This is a genomic window from Acidovorax sp. GW821-FHT10A04 (assembly GCF_059415825.1).
The window spans coordinates 166067-185171 of sequence record NZ_JBWKNZ010000001.1 but is presented as its reverse complement, the minus strand read 5'-3'; the positions used below and the strand labels follow the sequence as shown (position 1 = coordinate 185171).

At 64.7% G+C, this 19105-nt stretch carries 20 protein-coding genes and 1 tRNA gene; 13 read left to right on the top strand and 8 right to left on the bottom strand.

Annotated features, from left to right (window positions below; all coding sequences use genetic code 11):
• Positions 1-114 precede the first annotated feature (114 nt).
• Positions 115-1281, bottom strand: coding sequence for a S1C family serine protease (locus AC07PF_RS00905; RefSeq protein ID WP_007855723.1), 1167 nt, complete (start codon positions 1279-1281; stop codon positions 115-117).
• A 121-nt stretch (positions 1282-1402) separates the two neighbouring features.
• Between AC07PF_RS00905 and AC07PF_RS00900 the strand changes: the two genes are divergently transcribed.
• Positions 1403-2161 carry a Nif3-like dinuclear metal center hexameric protein gene (locus AC07PF_RS00900; protein WP_081497336.1) on the top strand — a complete coding sequence of 253 codons (759 nt, stop codon included), beginning with the start codon at positions 1403-1405 and terminating at the stop codon, positions 2159-2161.
• Positions 2158-3189, top strand: a complete 1032-nt coding sequence (gene pdxA, locus AC07PF_RS00895; RefSeq protein ID WP_007855717.1) for a 4-hydroxythreonine-4-phosphate dehydrogenase PdxA — start codon at positions 2158-2160, stop codon at positions 3187-3189. Before AC07PF_RS00900 ends, pdxA begins: the two co-directional genes overlap by 4 nt.
• A 162-nt stretch (positions 3190-3351) precedes the next feature.
• Here pdxA and mscL read toward each other — a convergent pair whose 3' ends face one another.
• The gene (gene mscL, locus AC07PF_RS00890; protein WP_007854489.1) at positions 3352-3780 is read right to left on the bottom strand and encodes a large conductance mechanosensitive channel protein MscL; all 429 of its coding nucleotides are present in this window, start codon (positions 3778-3780) and stop codon (positions 3352-3354) included.
• A gap of 145 nt (positions 3781-3925) precedes the next feature.
• Here mscL and petA point away from each other — a divergent pair, with 145 nt between their 5' ends.
• The 6 genes from petA to AC07PF_RS00860 all read left to right on the top strand — a co-directional run bounded on the left by petA (position 3926) and on the right by AC07PF_RS00860 (position 8176).
• Positions 3926-4522, top strand: a complete 597-nt coding sequence (petA, locus tag AC07PF_RS00885; RefSeq protein WP_007854498.1) for a ubiquinol-cytochrome c reductase iron-sulfur subunit — start codon at positions 3926-3928, stop codon at positions 4520-4522.
• Between the two features lie 13 nt (positions 4523-4535).
• Positions 4536-5951: a cytochrome b gene (locus AC07PF_RS00880; protein ID WP_494610552.1), complete on the top strand. Its 1416-nt coding sequence runs from the start codon at positions 4536-4538 to the stop codon at positions 5949-5951.
• 16 nt (positions 5952-5967) lie between these two features.
• Positions 5968-6723 carry a cytochrome c1 gene (locus AC07PF_RS00875; protein WP_007854505.1) on the top strand — a complete coding sequence of 252 codons (756 nt, stop codon included), beginning with the start codon at positions 5968-5970 and terminating at the stop codon, positions 6721-6723.
• A gap of 104 nt (positions 6724-6827) precedes the next feature.
• Positions 6828-7439: a glutathione S-transferase N-terminal domain-containing protein gene (locus AC07PF_RS00870; RefSeq protein WP_007854512.1), complete on the top strand. Its 612-nt coding sequence runs from the start codon at positions 6828-6830 to the stop codon at positions 7437-7439.
• 44 nt (positions 7440-7483) lie between these two features.
• Positions 7484-8041, top strand: coding sequence for a ClpXP protease specificity-enhancing factor (locus tag AC07PF_RS00865; protein WP_007854515.1), 558 nt, complete (start codon positions 7484-7486; stop codon positions 8039-8041).
• Positions 8042-8100: 59 nt separating this feature from the next.
• A tRNA-Thr gene (locus AC07PF_RS00860) sits at positions 8101-8176 on the top strand.
• A gap of 156 nt (positions 8177-8332) precedes the next feature.
• Here the strand turns inward: AC07PF_RS00860 and AC07PF_RS00855 are convergent.
• A complete protein-coding gene (locus AC07PF_RS00855) occupies positions 8333-8632 on the bottom strand; it encodes a hypothetical protein (protein WP_007854517.1) in 300 nt (99 codons plus the stop codon).
• A 32-nt stretch (positions 8633-8664) separates the two neighbouring features.
• On the opposite strand from AC07PF_RS00855, the gene AC07PF_RS00850 reads away from it, so the two are divergent.
• The 5 genes from AC07PF_RS00850 (at position 8665) to AC07PF_RS00830 (ending at position 15225) form a co-directional block, all read left to right on the top strand.
• Positions 8665-9645, top strand: a complete 981-nt coding sequence (locus AC07PF_RS00850) for a M23 family metallopeptidase (RefSeq protein ID WP_035203453.1) — start codon at positions 8665-8667, stop codon at positions 9643-9645.
• A gap of 139 nt (positions 9646-9784) precedes the next feature.
• Positions 9785-12550: a preprotein translocase subunit SecA gene (gene secA, locus AC07PF_RS00845; RefSeq protein WP_007854521.1), complete on the top strand. Its 2766-nt coding sequence runs from the start codon at positions 9785-9787 to the stop codon at positions 12548-12550.
• Between the two features lie 101 nt (positions 12551-12651).
• Entirely contained in the window at positions 12652-13881 is a 1230-nt protein-coding gene (gene argJ, locus AC07PF_RS00840) for a bifunctional glutamate N-acetyltransferase/amino-acid acetyltransferase ArgJ (RefSeq protein ID WP_007854523.1), read from the top strand.
• 20 nt (positions 13882-13901) lie between these two features.
• The gene (locus AC07PF_RS00835) at positions 13902-14774 is read left to right on the top strand and encodes an ATP-binding protein (protein ID WP_494610551.1); all 873 of its coding nucleotides are present in this window, start codon (positions 13902-13904) and stop codon (positions 14772-14774) included.
• Positions 14767-15225 carry an NUDIX domain-containing protein gene (locus tag AC07PF_RS00830; protein WP_007854528.1) on the top strand — a complete coding sequence of 153 codons (459 nt, stop codon included), beginning with the start codon at positions 14767-14769 and terminating at the stop codon, positions 15223-15225. Before AC07PF_RS00835 ends, AC07PF_RS00830 begins: the two co-directional genes overlap by 8 nt.
• Positions 15226-15260: 35 nt before the next feature.
• Here AC07PF_RS00830 and AC07PF_RS00825 read toward each other — a convergent pair whose 3' ends face one another.
• The 5 genes from AC07PF_RS00825 to AC07PF_RS00805 form a co-directional block, all read right to left on the bottom strand.
• A complete protein-coding gene (locus AC07PF_RS00825) occupies positions 15261-15485 on the bottom strand; it encodes a DNA gyrase inhibitor YacG (RefSeq protein WP_007854531.1) in 225 nt (74 codons plus the stop codon).
• A gap of 14 nt (positions 15486-15499) precedes the next feature.
• A complete protein-coding gene (gene zapD / locus AC07PF_RS00820) occupies positions 15500-16255 on the bottom strand; it encodes a cell division protein ZapD (protein WP_007854534.1) in 756 nt (251 codons plus the stop codon).
• An 88-nt stretch (positions 16256-16343) separates the two neighbouring features.
• Entirely contained in the window at positions 16344-16943 is a 600-nt protein-coding gene (gene coaE / locus AC07PF_RS00815; RefSeq protein ID WP_494610550.1) for a dephospho-CoA kinase, read from the bottom strand.
• A 3-nt stretch (positions 16944-16946) separates the two neighbouring features.
• The gene (locus tag AC07PF_RS00810; RefSeq protein ID WP_494610549.1) at positions 16947-17861 is read right to left on the bottom strand and encodes a prepilin peptidase; all 915 of its coding nucleotides are present in this window, start codon (positions 17859-17861) and stop codon (positions 16947-16949) included.
• On the bottom strand, positions 17861-19081 hold the full coding sequence (locus tag AC07PF_RS00805) for a type II secretion system F family protein (protein ID WP_494610548.1): 1221 nt from the start codon (positions 19079-19081) through the stop codon (positions 17861-17863). Before AC07PF_RS00805 ends, AC07PF_RS00810 begins: the two co-directional genes overlap by 1 nt.
• Positions 19082-19105: the final 24 nt, after the last annotated feature.

The window sequence follows — 19105 nt, the reverse complement described above, 5'->3', positions numbered from 1 at the left end:
GCAAAAAAAGCAACTGCCGCCAGGAGCGCCAGTTGCTTTTTTCATGGGTGCCCGCAGGCTGGATGTGGTGCTTCGCTTACCTTGGAAGGATGGCTCGAAGCGCTCCGGGAGGGCTCACCTCTTGACATTGCGCTGCGGTCGGGGGCGCAGGCCTGGGGTGATGTTCAACTCCACCAGGGCGTCGGCGCGCCTGACGTTGAACGGGGCCGCCGTGCCGGGCTTCAGGGCCGCCACGGCCGTGAGCAGTTCGGAGACATTGCCCACGTTCTTGCCGTCCACCTTCACGATCACGTCGCCCGGGCGCATGCCGGCCTGGGCCGCGGGGCCGTCCTGCAGCACGCCAGTGATGATGACGCCTTCGGAGGCCTTCACGCCGAAGGTCTCGGCCAGTTCGGGCGAGAGCTCGTTGGGCTCCACGCCGATCCAGCCGCGCGTGACCTGGCCGTCCTTGACGATGCCGTCAAGCACCAGGCGTGCCGTGGATACCGGGATGGCAAAGCCGATGCCCATGCTGCCGCCCGAGCGCGAGTAGATGGCGGTGTTGATGCCCAGCAGGTTGCCGTTGACGTCCACGAGGGCGCCGCCGGAGTTGCCGGGGTTGATGGCTGCGTCCGTCTGGATGAAGTTCTCGAAGGTGTTGATCCCGAGCTGGGTACGGCCCAGGGCGCTGACGATGCCGCTGGTCACCGTCTGGCCCACGCCGAAAGGGTTGCCGATGGCCAGCACCTGGTCGCCCACGTCCAGGGTGTCCGAGTTGCCCAGCACGATCACGGGCAGCTTGTCGAGCTCGATCTTGAGGATGGCCAGGTCGGTCTCGGGGTCGGTGCCGATCACGCGCGCCCGGGCGCGCCGGCTGTCGGTGAGCGTGACCTCGATCTCGTCGGCGCCTTCCACCACGTGGTTGTTGGTGAGGATGTAGCCCTCGGGGCTGATGATGACGCCACTGCCCAGGCCCGCCTGCTGTTGCTGCTGCTGGTTGTTGCCCTGGTCGCCGAAGAAGAACTGGAACCACGGGTCGTTGCTGCGCGGGTGGCGCACGGCCTTGCTGGTGTTGATGCTCACCACGGCCGGCGCGGCCTTGCGCGCAGCGGCGCTGAAGCTGCCGGCGGCCGGTGGCTGGCCTGCGGCGGAGGTGTTGGCGGGTGCCTCGATCAGCGCGATGCCGGCGCCCGAGCGCACCGTGCCGCGCCCCAGCCAGCCGGGCTGCAGGGTGGCCACGACGAAATAGGCCGCGACGAGCACCGTCACGGTTTGGGAAAACAGCAGCCAGAGTCGCTTCATGGGTTGGACGGGGAAAACATCGGGAGGACGGGCGCGCGCGGCGCGGGAATGACCGCATTGTCCTCCATGCATGCCGCTGGGGGGCGAGGGGGTGGTGCCGCACCCGCGCGACAATGGGCGCATGAGCATTTCCCGGCACCAACTTCTGCAGGCGTTCGATGCGCTGCTGCAACCCGCGCGTTTCAAGGACTACGGCCCGAACGGCCTGCAGGTCGAGGGCAAGGAGACCATCACCCGCATCGTGAGCGGCGTGACGGCCAGCCGAGCGCTGATCGAGGCAGCGATTGCCCAGCGGGCCGACGCGATCTTCGTGCACCACGGCCTGTTCTGGCGCGGGCAGGACGGCCGCGTGGTGGGCTGGATGAAGCAGCGCCTGCAACTGCTGCTGGCGCATGACATCAACCTGTTTGCCTACCACCTGCCGCTCGATGCCCACCCCGAGCTGGGCAACAACGCGCAGCTCGGTCGTGTGTTGGGCCTGGCGGCCGATGCGCGTTTTGGCGAGCAGGACCTGGCTTGTGCCGCGGACGCGGATTTTGCCGATGGCCAGGCGCTGGCCGACCATGTCACCGCAGCACTGGGGCGAACGGTGACGCTGGTGCAGCCCGAGGCGGCCCTGCGCCGACCGATTCGCCGCGTGGCCTGGTGCACGGGCGGGGCACAGGGCTACTTCGAGCCGGCCATTGCCGCCGGGGCCGATGCCTTCATCACCGGGGAAATCTCCGAACCCCAGGCCCACCTGGCGCGCGAGACGGGTGTGTGCTTCATCGCGGCCGGCCACCACGCAACGGAGCGCTATGGCGCCCCGGCGGTGGCTGCGCATGTGGCGCAGCAGGCGGGTGTGGAGCATGTCTTCATCGAGGTGGACAACCCCGCATGAGCACTGCCATTGCCATTACCCAGGGGGATCCGGCCGGCATAGGCCCCGAAATCATTGCCAAGGCCTTCCGCGATGCGCCCGACGATCTGCGCGGCTGCTTTGTGGTGGGCGACGTGGCCACACTGCGCCGGGCGGCGCAGTGCATCGAGCGCCCCGGCATGCCTTCGCTGCCGGTGGCGCTGATCGAGGCGCCGGCACAGGCCCTGCAGGTGCCCCTGCGCTGCGTGCCAGTGCTGCCATTGCCGGGGCTCCCCGGGCCGCAGCCCTGGGGCCGCATCGGTGCCGAGGCCGGCCGCGCAGCGGCCGAATGCGTGGTCTGGGCGGCGCGGGCCGCGCTGCGCGGCGAGGTGGCGGCGCTGGTCACGGCACCGCTGCACAAGGAGGCGCTGTCGGCCGCTGGCGTGGCCTTTCCAGGCCATACCGAGCTGCTGCAGGCCGAGGCGGCGAAGCACCAGGGCGTGCCCTTGGCCGCCATGCCGGTGCGCATGATGCTGGCCAGCGACGAGCTGCGCACGGTGCTCGTCAGCATCCACATATCGCTGCGCGACGCCATCGAGGCCGTGACACCCGCCAACCTGGCGCAGACGTTGCAGATCACCCATGCCGCCCTGCTGCGCACCCTGGGCCGCGCGCCGCGCATCGCCGTGGCGGGGCTCAACCCGCACGCGGGGGAGGGCGGCCTGTTCGGCCAGGAGGAGGTGGAGACCATCGCCCCGGCCATCGCGGCAGCCAGGGCGCAGGGCATGGACGTGCAGGGGCCGTTCGCGCCCGACACGGTGTTCATGCGCGCACGCCACGCGCCCGGCCACCCCGGCGAGTTCGACGTGGTGGTGGCCATGTACCACGACCAGGGCCTGATCCCCGTGAAGTACCTCGGCGTGGACAAGGGCGTGAACGTGACGCTGGGCCTGCCGCTCGTGCGCACCAGCCCGGACCACGGCACGGCCTTCGACATTGCGGGGCAGGGCATCGCAGACGCCTCCAGTCTGGTGGAGGCCGTGCGCATGGCCCGCAAGTTGTCGGCTTAGCGCAGCCTCCTGGAAACTGGCGCGCCCCAAGCCAGTGCCCCCGTGCAAGGGCCGCCAAGCCGTGGATGCGGCGCTACGCTTGCGTGCACTGGGGGCGTCCCCCTCCCGACTCGCGCAGCGAGTCGAGAGAGGGGTGAAGGCGCGAAGCGACTCAGGGGGTGCTTATTTTTTCAGGCTGTCGCGGATCTCGCGCAGCAGCACGATGTCTTCAGGAGGGGCGACCGGTGCTGCAGGTGCCGGTGGGGTTTCGCGCTTCAAGCGGTTGATCTGCTTGATCATCATGAAGATGATGAAGGCGAGGATGATGAAGTTCACTGCCACGGTGATGAAATTGCCATAGGCGAACACCGGCACGCCGGCCTTCTTGAGGGCATCGAGCGTCATGGCGGTGCCGGCCGGCACATTGCCCAGCACGACGAACAGGTTGGAGAAGTCGAGCTTGCCGAACACCAGCCCCACCACGGGCAGGATCAGGTCGGACACGACCGAATCCACGATCTTTCCGAAGGCCCCGCCGATGATGACGCCCACGGCCAGATCGATCACGTTGCCCTTGACGGCAAATTCCCGGAACTCTTGTGCAATGCCCATGGATAACCCCTCTTGATAATAGACAAGAAGGCGAGTATTGCCCAGGTCTGCCCCCTGTCAAGGCGGAGTGTCCGCCTGCAATGACCCTTTTCACTCCGCTACAATTCGCGGTTGACCCCAATAGCGATGTACATCGAGGATCCCCATGAGTGACACCCCAATCGACTCCAGCAAGCGGACGTGGCTGATTGCGTCCGGCTGTGCTGGTGCGGTGGGCGGCGTGGCAACCGCCGTTCCTTTCGTGAGTACCTTCCAGCCTTCCGAGCGGGCCAAGGCTGCAGGTGCGGCCGTCGAGGTGGATATCTCCGCGCTCAAGCCTGGAGAAAAAGTCACCGTGGAGTGGCGCGGCAAGCCCGTCTGGATCGTCAAGCGCACGCCGGAGCAACTCGCCGAGCTGCCCAAGCTCGATGGCCAGCTGGCGGATCCCAAGTCCGAGCGCAAGCCTTCGGAACTGACCCCCGAATACGCCCGCAACGAAGCGCGTTCCATCAAGCCCGAGATCCTCGTGGCGGTGGGCATCTGCTCGCACCTGGGGTGCTCGCCGTCGGACAAGTTCCAGACCGGCGCGCAGGCCTCGCTGCCTGACGACTGGAAGGGCGGGTTCCTGTGCCCCTGCCACGGCTCCACCTTCGACATGGCAGGCCGTGTGTTCAAGAACAAGCCTGCCCCGGACAACCTGGAAGTGCCGCCCCACATGTACCTGTCGGAGACCCGCCTCCTGATCGGTGAAGACAAGGCTTGAGGGATACAAGAACATGGCCCACGAATTCAAGGAAATCTCCCCCAACGCCTCGATAGCGGCGAAGACCACCAACTGGTTCGAGAACCGGTTCCCGACGGCCTTCGACGCCTACCGCGTGCACATGTCGGAGTACTACGCTCCGAAGAACTTCAACTTCTGGTACATCTTCGGCTCGCTGTCGCTGCTGGTGCTGGTGATCCAGATCGTCACCGGCATCTTCCTGGTGATGCACTACAAGCCCGACGCGGCCAAGGCCTTCGAATCGGTCGAGTACATCATGCGCGATGTGCCCTGGGGCTGGTTGATCCGCTACATGCACTCCACGGGGGCCTCGGCCTTCTTCGTGGTGGTCTACCTGCACATGTTCCGCGGGCTCATCTACGGCAGCTACCGCAAGCCGCGCGAGCTGGTGTGGGTGTTCGGCTGCGCGATCTTCCTGTGCCTGATGGCCGAGGCCTTCATGGGCTACCTGCTGCCCTGGGGCCAGATGTCGTACTGGGGCGCCCAGGTGATCGTGAACCTGTTCGCTGCGATTCCCTTCATCGGTCCGGACCTGGCCCTCTTGATCCGCGGTGACTACGTGGTGGGCGATGCGACGCTGAACCGCTTCTTCAGCTTCCACGTGATCGCCGTGCCGCTGGTGCTGCTGGGCCTGGTGGTCGCCCACTTGCTGGCGCTGCACGACGTGGGCTCGAACAACCCCGATGGCGTGGAAATCAAGGGCCCCAAGGCGCCCAAGGATGCCAAAGGCAAGCCTTTGGACGGCGTGCCCTTCCACCCCTACTACACGGTGCACGACATCTTCGGTGTCTGCGTGTTCCTGATGGCCTTCACGGCGGTGATCTTCTTCGCCCCCGAGTTCGGCGGCTACTTCCTCGAATACAACAACTTCATCCCGGCCGACCCGCTGAAGACGCCTGCGCACATTGCGCCAGTCTGGTACTTCACGCCGTTCTACTCGATGCTGCGCGCCATCACCAGCGAGATGATGTATGCGCTGATCCTGTGCGTGGTGGGTGGTGCCGTGCTGGCCTCGGTCAAGCTCAAGCTGCCCAGCTTCATCAAGGCCGGCGCCGTGGTCGCCGCCCTGGTGGTCGCCGCGCTGATGCTGGCCATCGACGCCAAGTTCTGGGGCGTGGTGGTGATGGGTGGTGCCGTGATCATCCTGTTCTTCCTGCCGTGGCTGGACTACAGCCCGGTCAAGTCGATCCGCTACCGTCCCGACTGGCACAAGTACCTGTACGGCATCTTCGTGATCAACTTCCTGATCCTGGGTTACCTGGGTGTGCAGCCACCGTCGCCGATCGGCGAGCGCGTCTCGCAGGTGGGTACGCTGTTCTACTTCGGCTTCTTCATCCTGATGCCCTGGTGGAGCCGTCTGGGCACGCCCAAGCCGGTGCCTGACCGTGTGACCTTTGCCGCGCACTGAGCGGGAGACAAGAACAATGAAGAAACTCATCCTCACGCTGATCGCAGCCCTGGGCATTGTTTCGGGCGTGCAGGCCGCCGAAGGCGGCATTGCCTGGGACAAGGCGCCCAACAAGACGAACGACCTGGCTTCGCTGCAGAACGGCGCCAAAATCTTCGTCAACTACTGCCTGAGCTGCCACTCGGCAGCGTTCATGCGCTACAACCGCTTGCGCGACATCGGTCTGACAGAGCAGGAAATCAAGGACAACCTGCTGTTCGCAACCGACAAGGTCGGCGAGACCATGAAGGCGTCCATCGATCCCAAGCAAGCCAAGGAATGGTTTGGCGCCAACCCGCCCGACCTGACCGTGATCGCGCGTTCGCGTGCGGGCCATGGCGGCACGGGCGCAGACTACCTGTACACCTTCCTGCGCACCTTCTACCGCGACGAGACCAAGGCCACGGGCTGGAACAACCTGGCCTTCCCCAGCGTGGGCATGCCGCACGTGCTGTGGGAGATGCAGGGCGATCGCCGCCCGGTGTTCGAAGAGCATGAAAGCCACGGCCACAAGACCCAGGTCTTCAAGGGCTGGCAGCAGGTGACCCCTGGAACGGTGACGCCTTTGCAGTTCGAACAGAATATCGGCGATCTCGTGAACTACCTGCAATGGATGGGTGAGCCCGCGCAGAACACCCGCATCCGCGTCGGTGTCTGGGTGCTGATCTTCCTGGGTGTGTTCACGGTCATTGCCTGGAGACTCAACGCAGCGTTCTGGAAAGACGTCAAGTAACACGCCAGATCCATATGCCGCGCCCCCTTGCGGGGGTGGGGCGGGGTCTTTACGGAGTGGGCGCTTTTGGCTCCCACTCTTTTGATTTTTAGGAGCCTCACACCATGATGGTGCTTTACTCGGGAACGACCTGTCCCTTCTCCCACCGCTGCCGCTTCGTCCTGTTCGAGAAGGGCATGGACTTCGAAATCCGCGATGTGGACCTGTACAACAAGCCCGAAGACATCAGCGTGATGAACCCCTACGGCCAGGTGCCCATCCTGGTCGAGCGCGACCTGATCCTGTACGAGTCGAACATCATCAACGAGTACATCGACGAGCGCTTCCCGCACCCGCAGCTGATGCCCGGCGACCCGGTGGACCGCGCCCGTGTGCGCCTGTTCCTGCTCAACTTCGAGAAGGAGCTGTTCGTGCACGTGAACATCCTGGAGTCGCGTGCGACCAAGGGCAATGAAAAGGCGCTGGAAAAGGCACGTGCCCATATCCGCGACCGCCTGACGCAGCTGGCACCCGTGTTCCTCAAGAACAAGTACATGCTGGGCGACAACTTCTCCATGCTGGATGTGGCCATTGCCCCGCTGCTGTGGCGCCTGGACTACTATGGCATCGACCTGAGCAAGAATGCGGCCCCGCTGCTCAAGTACGCCGAGCGCATCTTCTCGCGCCCTGCCTACATCGAAGCGCTGACGCCTTCCGAAAAGGTCATGCGCAAGTAATGCGCGTGCGCCATCGTCCGTCCCTGAACGCCTGCCCTTAGCCCATGAATGCCACGGAATCCACGTCCACACGCCCCTACCTGATCCGCGCCCTGTACGAATGGTGCACGGACAACGGGCTCACGCCCTATGTGGCGGTGCGGGTGGACGATTCCGTGCAGGTGCCGCGCGAGTATGTGAACGATGGCGAGATCGTGCTCAACATCAGCTACGACGCCACCAGCGCGCTGCAACTGGGCAACGATTTCATCGAGTTCAAGGCCCGTTTCGGCGGCAAGCCGCGCGAGATCCTGGTGCCTGTGGGCCGGGTGATCGCGATCTATGCACGCGAGAACGGGCAGGGCATGGCGTTTCCGCCGCCGGTGGACAACCTGGTGGGTGGCGCCCCGCCACAGGGTCTGTCGGCACCGGCGTCCGCGCCCGCCGAACTGTCCCAGGTGCCGGTGGCCGCGCCAACGCCGGTATCGGCATCGCCCGTGGACGACCGGGTGGTGCACCTGGTGCCGGGCGAATCCCCTGCTTCCGATGGCGGGGATGGCCATCCGCCGCGTCCGTCGCCCTCGGGTGGCGGCAGTCGCCCTGCGCTCAAGCGGGTGAAATAGCGCGGGACACCCCCTGGTTCATTTTTCGGGCTGTTTTTGCAGGATAAAATCCAGCCTTCGCCGGTTTAGCTCAGTTGGTAGAGCACCCGCCTTGTAAGCGGTAGGTCGTCAGTTCGATTCCGACAACCGGCACCATCTTTTCTCTCCCTCTCCCCTTCTTCTTCCGCCGTCGGGCATGCGATTGCCCGCATGTTGTGTGGAGTCGCGTGCTGCGTTTTCACGCCGTGGACCGCCTGCCATATCCATTTGGCAGCTTTTTGACAAGCAAGTAACTGTCTTTGGGCCTGTTTTTCAGGTTTGAACTTTCAGCCGAATGGAGTTAACCTCCCACCCCCGGCTGCGCAAGTGCGCCTGCAGTGCAGGCAGCAGTTGACGGATCTTGGCCGCGGCGGCATTGCTCTTGACCAGCAGGCACCAGGTGTTCCCATCGATGGGGCCAGCCTGGACGGACTGGCGCAGGCCGGCGGGTAACAACAATTCAATGGCCTTGAGCCGTTCGCTGGAGTCGCGTGTCAATGCGGTGAGCATGTGCAGCGTGGGGGATTCCTCGCTGGCTTGCTGCAGGGTGACGGCGTGGTGGCGGCGGGTCATGGGGATGCGCCGGTGGGCGTGGAGATGTCGTAGTGCACCTGATTATCACGGACGCCCGTTTGGCGCGCAGCCGCGCCATTCACCTTTCCGGGGTTCGCCTTCTGCTGGCGGGCCTGGTTCTTTCCCTCGGACTTATGGTCACGGCCGCCGGCCTGTACCACTGGGTCTTTCTCAAGGGCGCGCGCGAAGGCTGGCCGGTCTTCGGCGCGCTGGTGCGCCTGGTGGTGAAGGACGAATTCGCCGAGCGCGACCGTTTCATGCGCGCCAACCTCGATGCGATGGCCAAGCGCGTGGGTGAGATGCAGGCGCGCATGGTGCAGCTCGAATCCCTGGGCGAACGTGTGCTGGGCCTGGCGGGCATGCCTGCGACGGAACTGCGCAGCGACGGGCGCGGCGGCGCGTTGGTGAGTGCCCACAACCTGAGCATGGAAGAGCTGCAGGCCACGCTCAATGACCTGGAGCGCCTGACCAACCAGCGGGTGGACCTGATGACGGTGATGGAGTCGCGCCTGTTCGACCAGCACATCCGCAAGAAGATGGTCCCCACGCATGCGCCCGTGGCGGGCAAGCTGCCCGGGTCGTCGTTCGGCTGGCGCATCGATCCGATCACGGGCCAATCGGCGCTGCACACAGGGCTCGACTTCCAGGCCGATACCGGTACGGCCATCCTGGCGGCCGCGGGCGGCGTGGTCGTGACGCAGGAATACCATCCAGCCTATGGCAACATGATCGAGGTGGACCACGGCAACCAGTTGGTGACGCGTTACGCACACGCCTCGCGTACCCTGGTGAAGCAAGGGGACATCGTCAAGCGCGGGCAGAAGATCGCCGAGGTGGGCACCACCGGGCGTTCCACGGGCCCGCACCTGCACTTTGAAGTGCTGGTGCAAGGGGTTTTCCAGGACCCGCAGAAGTTTCTCAGCGCGGGCAGCGCGGTGGCGGGAGGCCAGGGCACTGGGGCGCAAAAGCCGGGCCTGGTGGCAGCTTCCGGCAGCCCTGCTGCAGGCAGGTAAAATCGCGGGTCCGGCGTTCGCAGCCCACGGTAGTGCAGTCCTTGCAATACCGGGCGACGGACCCACCTGATCTCAATTCATCTTAGGGGTTTCGGTCGCTTCGCGCGCTGATTGCAGCGGGTGGGGCGGTCCTGTTCGCATGGCCACCAACTTCCTTACCAAACTATTCGGCAGCCGCAATGACCGGCTTCTCAAGCAGTACCGCAAGACGGTCTCCCGCATCAATGCGATGGAGCCCGACTACGAGAAGCTGACGGACGAGGCGCTTCGCGCCAAGACGCAGGAGTTCAAGGACCGGGTGGCCAAGGGCGAGTCGCTAGACGACATCCTGCCCGAGGCGTTTGCGGTGGTGCGCGAAGGCTCCAAGCGCATCATGAAGATGCGCCACTTCGACGTGCAGCTGCTGGGCGGCATGGCCCTGCACTTCGGCAAGATCGCCGAAATGCGCACGGGCGAGGGCAAGACCCTGACCGCCACACTGCCGGTATACCTGAATGCGCTGTCCGACAAGGGCGTGCACGTGGTGACCGTGAACGACTATCTGGCCAACCGCGATGCTCAGTGGATGGGCCGGCTGTACAACTTCCTGGGTCTCTCGGTGGGCATCAACCTGCCCAACATGCCGCGCGAGGAAAAGCAGGCCGCCTACCGCGCCGACATCACCTACGGCACGAACAACGAATACGGCTTCGACTACCTGCGCGACAACATGGTCTACGAGGCCGCGGACCGCGTGCAGCAGGGCCTGAACTTCGCGATCGTCGACGAGGTGGACTCGATCCTGATCGACGAGGCGCGCACGCCCCTGATCATCAGCGGCCAGGCCGAAGACCACACGGCCATGTACATCGCCATGAACAAGGTGGTGCCGCTTCTGATTCGCCAGGAAGGCGAGGCCGATCCCCGCACCGGCGAGGGCGTGACCAAGCCGGGCGACTTCACGCTCGACGAGAAGACCCACCAGGTGTTCCTGACCGAGCAGGGCCATGAAAGCGCCGAGCGCATCCTGGCCAGCCATGGCCTGATCGCCGAGGGCGCATCGGTCTACGACCCGGCCAACATCACGTTGATGCACCATCTGTACGCTGCGCTGCGTGCCAACCACCTGTACCACCGCGACCAGCACTACGTGGTGCAGAACGGCGAGATCGTGATCGTGGACGAGTTCACCGGCCGCCTGATGTCGGGCCGCCGCTGGAGCGAAGGCCTGCACCAGGCCGTGGAAGCCAAGGAAGGGGTGAACATCCAGGCCGAGAACCAGACGCTGGCCTCGATCACTTTCCAGAACTATTTCCGCCTGTACGGCAAGCTGGCCGGCATGACCGGCACGGCCGACACCGAAGCCTACGAGTTCCAGGAAATCTACGGCCTGGAAACCACGGTGATCCCGCCGAACCGCCCCAGCCGCCGCGACGACCAGCTCGACCGCGTTTACAAGACCACGCGCGAGAAGTACGAAGCCGCCATCAAGGACATCCGCGAATGCCACGAGCGTGGCCAGCCGGTGCTGGTAGGCACGACCTCGATCGAGAACTCCGAGATCATCGATCAGCTGCTCAACAAGGAAGGTCTGCCGCACCAGGTGCTCAACGCCAAGCAGCATGCCCGTGAGGCCGACATCGTGGCCCAGGCCGGGCGTGCCGGCATGATCACCATCGCCACCAACATGGCCGGCCGCGGTACCGACATCGTGCTGGGCGGCAACATCGAGAAGCTGATCGCTGCTGTCGAAGCCGACGAGGCGCTGGACGCGGCGGGACGCGAGGCACAGATTGCCCAGGTGCGCGCCGACTGGTCCGTGGACCACGAGAAGATCAAGGCCCTGGGCGGCCTGCGCATCATCGCCACCGAACGCCACGAGTCGCGCCGCATCGACAACCAGCTGCGTGGCCGTTCGGGCCGCCAGGGCGACCCCGGCTCCTCGCGCTTTTACCTGAGCCTTGACGATTCGTTGATGCGCATCTTTGCGGGCGACCGCGTCAAGGCCATCATGGACCGCCTGAAGATGCCCGATGGCGAGGCCATCGAGGCGGGCATCGTGACCCGCAGCATCGAATCGGCCCAGCGCAAGGTGGAGGCCCGCAACTTCGACATCCGCAAGCAATTGCTGGAGTACGACGACGTGGCCAACGACCAGCGCAAGGTGATCTACCAGCAGCGCAACGACATCCTCGATGCCTCCGAGCTGTCGGACGTGATTGCCGCCATGCGCGACGACTGCATGACCGACCTGGTGCGCCAGTACGTGCCCGCCGAGTCGGTGGAAGAGCAGTGGGACGTCCCCACCCTGCAGAAGGTGCTGGCCGACGAGTGGCAGGTCGACATCGACCTCAAGGCCATCGTCGAGGCATCGAGCGCCATCACCGATGACGAGATCCTGGAGAAGGTGGTGCAGGCGGCGCAGGCCGCGTTCGACGCCAAGGTGGAGCAGGTCGGCCGCGACAACTTCACGCAGTTCGAACGCGTGGTGCTGCTGCAGAACTTCGACTCCAACTGGCGCGACCACCTGAGCTCGCTGGACTACCTGCGCCAGGGCATCCACCTGCGCGGCTATGCCCAGAAGCAACCCAAGCAGGAATACAAGCGCGAGGCCTTCGAGCTGTTCCGCCAGCTCATCGATCAGGTCAAGAACGAAGTCACCAAGGTGCTGATGACCGTGCAGGTGCAGTCGCAGGCCCAGCTGGACCAGGCCGCACAGGACATGGAAAGTCGCGCCGAGAGCATCGCCAACGTGACCTACACGGCGCCCACCGAAACCGGCGAAGTGGAGACCACGCAGGAGCAGCGCCAGGCCGCCGGCGGCCAGGAGCTGCCCTTGCCCGAAGGCCTGCGCGTGTCGCGCAACGACCCATGCCCCTGCGGCAGCGGCAAGAAGTACAAGCAGTGCCACGGCAAGCTGGCCTGATTTTCTGATCTGCATGACACGGGCTTCGGCCCGTGTTTTCATTGGCGCGCCACGGTTTTCCGCATAATCGGACGCAGTTTTTCAAGAAAGAGCCTCCTCCCATGCCCGTTCATCTTCTTGCCCCCGTTGCCGCCGATCTGCATGCGATTGCCGGTGTCCGCATTGGTGTCGCCGAAGCCGGTGTCCGCAAGGCCAACCGCAAGGACCTCACCGTGTTCCTGCTCGACGAAGGCGCCAGCGTGGCGGGTGTGTTCACGCAGAACCGTTTTTGCGCGGCCCCGGTGCAGGTCGGCCGTGAGCACCTGGCTGGCGGGCAGGGCATCCGCGCGATGGTGATCAACACCGGCAATGCCAATGCCGGCACTGGTGCCGATGGACTGGCGCGTGCGCGTACCACCTGCGTGGCGCTGGCGCGCCAGCTGAACGTGGCGCCCGAGCAGGTGCTGCCGTTCTCCACCGGCGTGATCATGGAGCCACTGCCGGTGGACCGCATCGAGGCCGGCCTGCCGGCGGCCATTGCGGATGCGCAGCCCGGCCATTGGGCACGCGCTGCCGAAGGCATCATGACCACCGATACGCTGCCCAAGGCCTTTTCGGCCCAGGTGCAGATCGCGGGCACGACGGTGTCCATCACCGGCATCAGCAAGGGCGCCGGCATGATCCGCCCGAACATGGCGACCATGCTGGGCTTCATGGCCACCGATGCTGTGGTGCATCCCTCGGTGATGCAGCAGCTGGCACGTGAACTGGCCGATGGCTCGTTCAACCGCGTGACCATCGACGGCGACACCTCGACCAACGATTCCTTCGTGGTCGTGGCCACGAACAAGGCTGCGCATGCGCCCATCACCGACCTGGCCAGTGCCGAGGGCAAGGTCCTGCAGGCTGCGATGCTGCAGGTGGCGCAGAAGCTGGCCCAGGCCATCGTGCGCGACGGTGAAGGCGCCACCAAGTTCATCACCGTGCGCGTCGAAGGCGGCAAGACCGGCGACGAGTGCCGCAAGGTGGCCTACGCCATTGCCCATTCGCCCCTGGTCAAGACGGCCTTCTTCGCCAGCGACCCGAACCTGGGCCGCATCCTGGCGGCCGTGGGCTATGCGGGCATCGACGACCTGGACCAGACTGGGATCGACCTCTACCTCGACGACGTGCACGTGGCTGTCAAGGGCGGGCGCAATCCGGCCTACCGCGAGGAGGATGGCCAGCGCGTGATGAAGCAAAGCGAGATCACCGTGCGTGTGCTGTTGGGCCGGGGCGATGCCGCCGACACCGTGTGGACCTGCGACTTCAGCCACGAATACGTGACCATCAACGCGGACTACCGCTCCTGAGATCGCGAGTCCGTCAGCCCATGAACCAAGCACTGGAACACCTGATCGCGCGCGCAGAGCAGTTGATCACCCGGATCGAGGCAGCCCTTCCGCAGCCTCTCTCGGCCCCCGACTGGACGGCGTCTATCGCCTGGCGCTACCGCAAGCGCAGCAGCGGCCATGGCACGCTGGAGCCCGTGCGCCACGTGGCGGCCATGGCCCTGACCGAGCTCAAGGAGATCGATGGCCAGAAGGACAAGATCGAGCGCAACACGCGCCAGTTCGTGCAGGGCAAGCCGGCCAACAACGTGCTGCTCACGGGTGCGCGCGGCACGGGCAAGTCCTCGCTGATCAAGGCCTGCCTGAACGCCTATGCGCCACAGGGCCTGCGCCTGATCGAAGTCGACAAGGCCGACCTGACCGACCTGCCCGACATCGTGGACGTGGTCTCGGCGCGCCCCGAGAAGTTCATCGTCTTCTGTGACGACCTGAGCTTCGAGGAAGGTGAGCCGGGCTACAAGGCACTCAAGTCCATCCTCGATGGGTCGGTGGCTGCCGCCACGCCGAACGTGCTGATCTACGCCACCAGCAACCGCCGCCACCTGCTGCCCGAGTACATGGCCGAGAACCTGACCTACACACACAGCGAAGACGGTGAGGTGCACCCCGGCGAGGTGGTCGAGGAAAAGATCTCGCTGTCGGAGCGCTTCGGCCTGTGGGTGAGCTTTTACCCGTTCAGCCAGGACGAGTACCTGACCATCGTTGCGCAGTGGCTCTCGTCGCTGGGTGTGAGCGCCCAGGACATCGCGGCGGCACGCCCTCAGGCCTTGGTATGGGCGCTGGAGCGGGGCTCGCGCAGTGGTCGCGTGGCCTACCAGTTCGCACACGACTACGCGGGGCGCCGGGGTGGTTGAGCCCGTGGCCGGCGAGGCAGCGGTGCGCAAGCACACCGAGGTGGCGGTGGGAATCCTGGTGCGCCCGGACGGCGCACTGCTGTTGTCCACCCGGCCGCCAGGCAAGCCCTACGCGGGCTACTGGGAATTTCCGGGCGGCAAGCTGGAATTGGGCGAGACGGTGGAGCAGGCCCTGCGGCGTGAGCTGGTCGAGGAGCTGGGCGTGACCATCGGGCCCGCCGCGGTCTGGAAGATCACCGAACACGACTATCCGCACGCGCTGGTGCGGCTGCATTGGTGCAAGGTCCATGCGTGGACAGGGGACTTCGAGATGCGCGAAGGCCAGGACATGGCATGGCAGCAGCTGCCGCTGGAGGTCAAGCCGATATTGCCCGGGGCTTACCCGGTGCTGCAGTGGCTCTCCGAGGAGCGCGGCCTGGCGTTCGTGGCACCGGAACTTCCCAAGGTCTGACCCGCGAAGGCCGAGGGCCGCGATCCGCAGCTCAGTCAGTGCTGCAGTTTGGGGTCGCCATACTGGGCGTCCAGCGGCGGCGCCTCGGCAGGCATGCGGAAGTCTTCGCTGGCCCAGGCGCCCAGGTCCACCTGCTTGCAGCGCTCGCTGCAGAAGGGGCGGTAGGCATTGGTCGGGCTGTAGATGCTGTCGCCACCACAGGTGGGACAGACGACGGTGCGGGCAGGGGTGCTGCTCGGGTTGGATGGTTGTCGGGCCATGCTGAGCGCCTCCTTCACGCGCACAGGGTCAGTTCGAAAGCGGCATCCTCCGCGCAGGAGTGCAGCCGGCCATCGGCTTCCTGGCGCATGAGCCGCACCGAGACGATCAGGCGGTTGCCGCTGATTTCCGGGATGAGCCCCAGTGATGGGTCCATGCGCAGGCGCAGCAGCTGGAAGGTGCGGCCCTGGGGCAGGTTCTGCTGGAACTGGCCACGCTCGGCGGCCACTTTCTGCGGAACGCCGGAGTCGCGCAGCAGCTTGAGCAACACGTAGATGGACTCGGCCAGGGGTGCGAGGGTGGAGGCCCATTCCTGCAGTGCGTTCTGGCGGTGGGCCACGTCGTGGTGCTGCCAGGCGTAGTAGGCGGGCAGGTCGAAGCCGCAGGTGCCGCCCGGAATGCCGACGCGGCTGCGGATGCTCATCAACCAGTCGTTCTCAGTCAGGGCGTGGCCGGACTTGCCATTCTGGGTGTTCAGTGCCGTGAAGCAATGGTCCAGCTGGGTGATGACCGCTTCCAGCGCGGCTTCCGAGATCGAGGGGTTGCCCCGGTAGCCTTCCAGTTGGTGCTTGTGCTTCTCGATGTCTTTGAGCACGTCCGACTTCAGGTCGGCGCGTGCGGCCACGTCCATGATCTCGAAGATCGTGACCAGCGCGAAATGGTGGTCCAGAGCGTGGGAGCGCGGGATCAGTTCGCCGAGTCGGCGAAACAGCTGCTCCAGACGCAGGTACGTTCTGAGGCGCTCATTGAAAGGGTATTCGTAAAGGATCACGCTGGCGGGTTCCCGGGGCTCTCAGGGTATTTTGCGGCGCCGCGGGTCTTTGCCCGTCAAAGCAGGGGACCACAGGCGTGCGCATGCATCATAGCCCGAACCGCCGACCCAGCTGCACGGCCTGGACCTGCAATTGCGTCAATGTGCAGAGTGGGCCGTTATGTACCACGGCATCGGCCGCGGCCCGGCGCACGGGCCGGCTGGCCTGGTTCGCCAGGATGGCCTGCACGGCCTCGCGCGCAAGGCCGCTGCGCTGCACGACCCGCTCAACCTGGGTTTCCGGTGGGCAGTCGATCACCACCACGGCATCGAGCTGCCGGGTCCAGCGTCCTGACTCCACGAGCAAGGGGATGTCATGCACGATCAAGCGCTTGCCGTCCTGCTGGGCCTGGTGCGCTTCGTAGGCGCTGCGCTGGGTCACCAGCGGGTGCACGATGGACTCCAGGCGTGCCCGCGCATCCTCATCGGAAAATGCCAGGGCCCGCATGCGGGCCCTGTCGAGTGCACCGGAGGCATCGACATACCCGACCCCGAAGTTCTGCCGGATCGCCTCGATGGCCGCGCCGCCCGGACCTGTCACGCTGCGCGCGATCTGGTCGGAGTCGATCAGCGCTGCTCCCAACGATGCGAGCAACTGACCAAAGGTGCTCTTGCCGCTGCCGATCCCCCCGGTCAGACCGATGCGCATGGCTTACAGCCCCAACTGGTGCAGCACAGCCTGGAGAATGGCCTCGGGGGTGAACACCATCGAAGCCAGGCCGGCCCCGACCAGGAAGGGGCCGAAAGGGACGTAGCCCCCCTCGCGCAACTGGTTCCTGAATTTCATGGCCAGACCCACGATGGCACCGATCACGGAGGCCATGAGAATGATCGGTACCAGGGCCTGCCAGCCAAACCAGGCACCGAGCGCCGCGAACAGCTTGAAGTCACCGTAGCCCATGCCTTCCTTGCCGGTGGCCCACTTGAAGCCCCAGTACACGAGCCACAGGGACAGGTAGCCGGCTGCGGCACCCAACACCGAAGCCGCGGTGGGAATGCCCGTCCAGCCCAGTGTCGAGGCAATCAATCCCGCCCAGAGCAAGGGCAGGGTGATGTCGTCGGGCAGCAGGGTCGTGTCCCAGTCGATCATGGCAAGCGCCACCATGGCCGCGGCAAACCCGCACCAGACCAGGGTGGGCCCCGACAGCCCTCCCCAATGGCCCAGGAAAGCAAACAGACCTGCCGTGGCAAGTTCCACCAACGGATAGCGCACGCTGATGCGTGTCCCGCAGGAGGAGCATTTGCCGCGCAGGAACAGATAGCTCAGGACGGGGAGGTTCTCATACCACTGCACCATGTGCCCGCACGCCTGGCAGCGCGAGCGGGGAACCATGAGATTGAACGGCTCTACCAAAGGCTGTGGAGGCGCTTCAGTTGTCACTGCCGTCGAAGCATCGGAAGGCTGCTGCGTTGCTGCTGCCTGCTCGGCGGCGTAGGCGGCCACCTCCGCATTCCATTGGCGCTCCATCATCTTGGGCAGCCGATAGATAACCACATTCAGGAAGCTGCCGATCAACAGGCCCAACATGCCAACCAGAGCGGCATTCCACCATGGATCCAGAAGCATCAAATGACTTGGCCGAGCTTGAAGATGGGCAGGTACATCGCAACCACAATGCCACCGATCAGAGTTCCGAGGAAAACAATGATGATGGGTTCCATCAGGCTGGAGAGGCCGGCCACCATCTCGTCTACTTCGGCTTCATAGAAGTCGGCGGCTTTGCCCAGCATGTGATCGATGGAGCCGGACTCTTCGCCGATGGCACACATTTGCAACACCATGGACGGGAAAATGTTGGCGTTACCCATGGCCGCTGTCAGGCTGGTGCCGGTGGACACCTCCTGCTGGATTTTCTCGGTAGCCACCTCATAGACCGAGTTGCCCGAGGCGCCGCCCACGGAATCAAGTGCTTCGACCAGGGGGACACCTGCCGCGAACATGGTAGCCAGGGTCCGGGTCCAGCGGGCCACACAGGATTTGTCAATCAATGCGCCAAAGATCGGCATCTTCAAAAGGGCGCGATCCATGAATCGCTGCATTTTCACGTTGCGGCGCCATGCCTGCATGAAAAAATAGAAGCCGCCGCCAATCACCCCGAAGATCAGCCACCACCATTTGACAAAAATCTCGCTGATGCCCATCACGATCAAGGTAGGCGCTGGCAATTCAGCACCGAATGATGAAAAAACTTCCTTGAAGGCTGGAACAACGAAAATCATGATCACAGTCACCACGATGAACGCCACGATCAGCACGGAAATCGGATACATCAAGGCGGATTTGATCTTGGATTTGATCGCCTCCGTTTTTTCCATGTAGGTGGCCAACCGATCCAGCAAGGCTTCCAGAATACCGGCCGCCTCGCCGGCTTCCACGAGATTGCAGTACAGGGTATCGAAGTACAGAGGGTGCTTTCGAAACGCCGCATTCAGCGAGGTTCCCGTTTCCACATCGACACGGATATCGTTGAGCAGCTTGGTCACGCTGGCATTGGTGTTGCCGCGACCAACGATGTCGAACGACTGCAGCAAGGGTACGCCAGCCTTCATCATGGTGGCGAGTTGGCGGGTGAACAGGGCGATGTCCTTGGGCTTGATCTTCTTGCCCGACTTCATGCGCCGCTTCTTGATCTTGGTCGGGAACACGCCCTGGCGCCGCAACGTGGCCTGGACCTGGTTTTCACCCCCCGCACGGATTTCTCCGCGCACGACCTTTCCGGCGCGGTCCTTGCCTTCCCATTCGAAGACGAAATCCTTGATGTCCTTCGATGCTGCTGCAGTCGCCATGGTATTCCCCGTCGCTATTCTGTA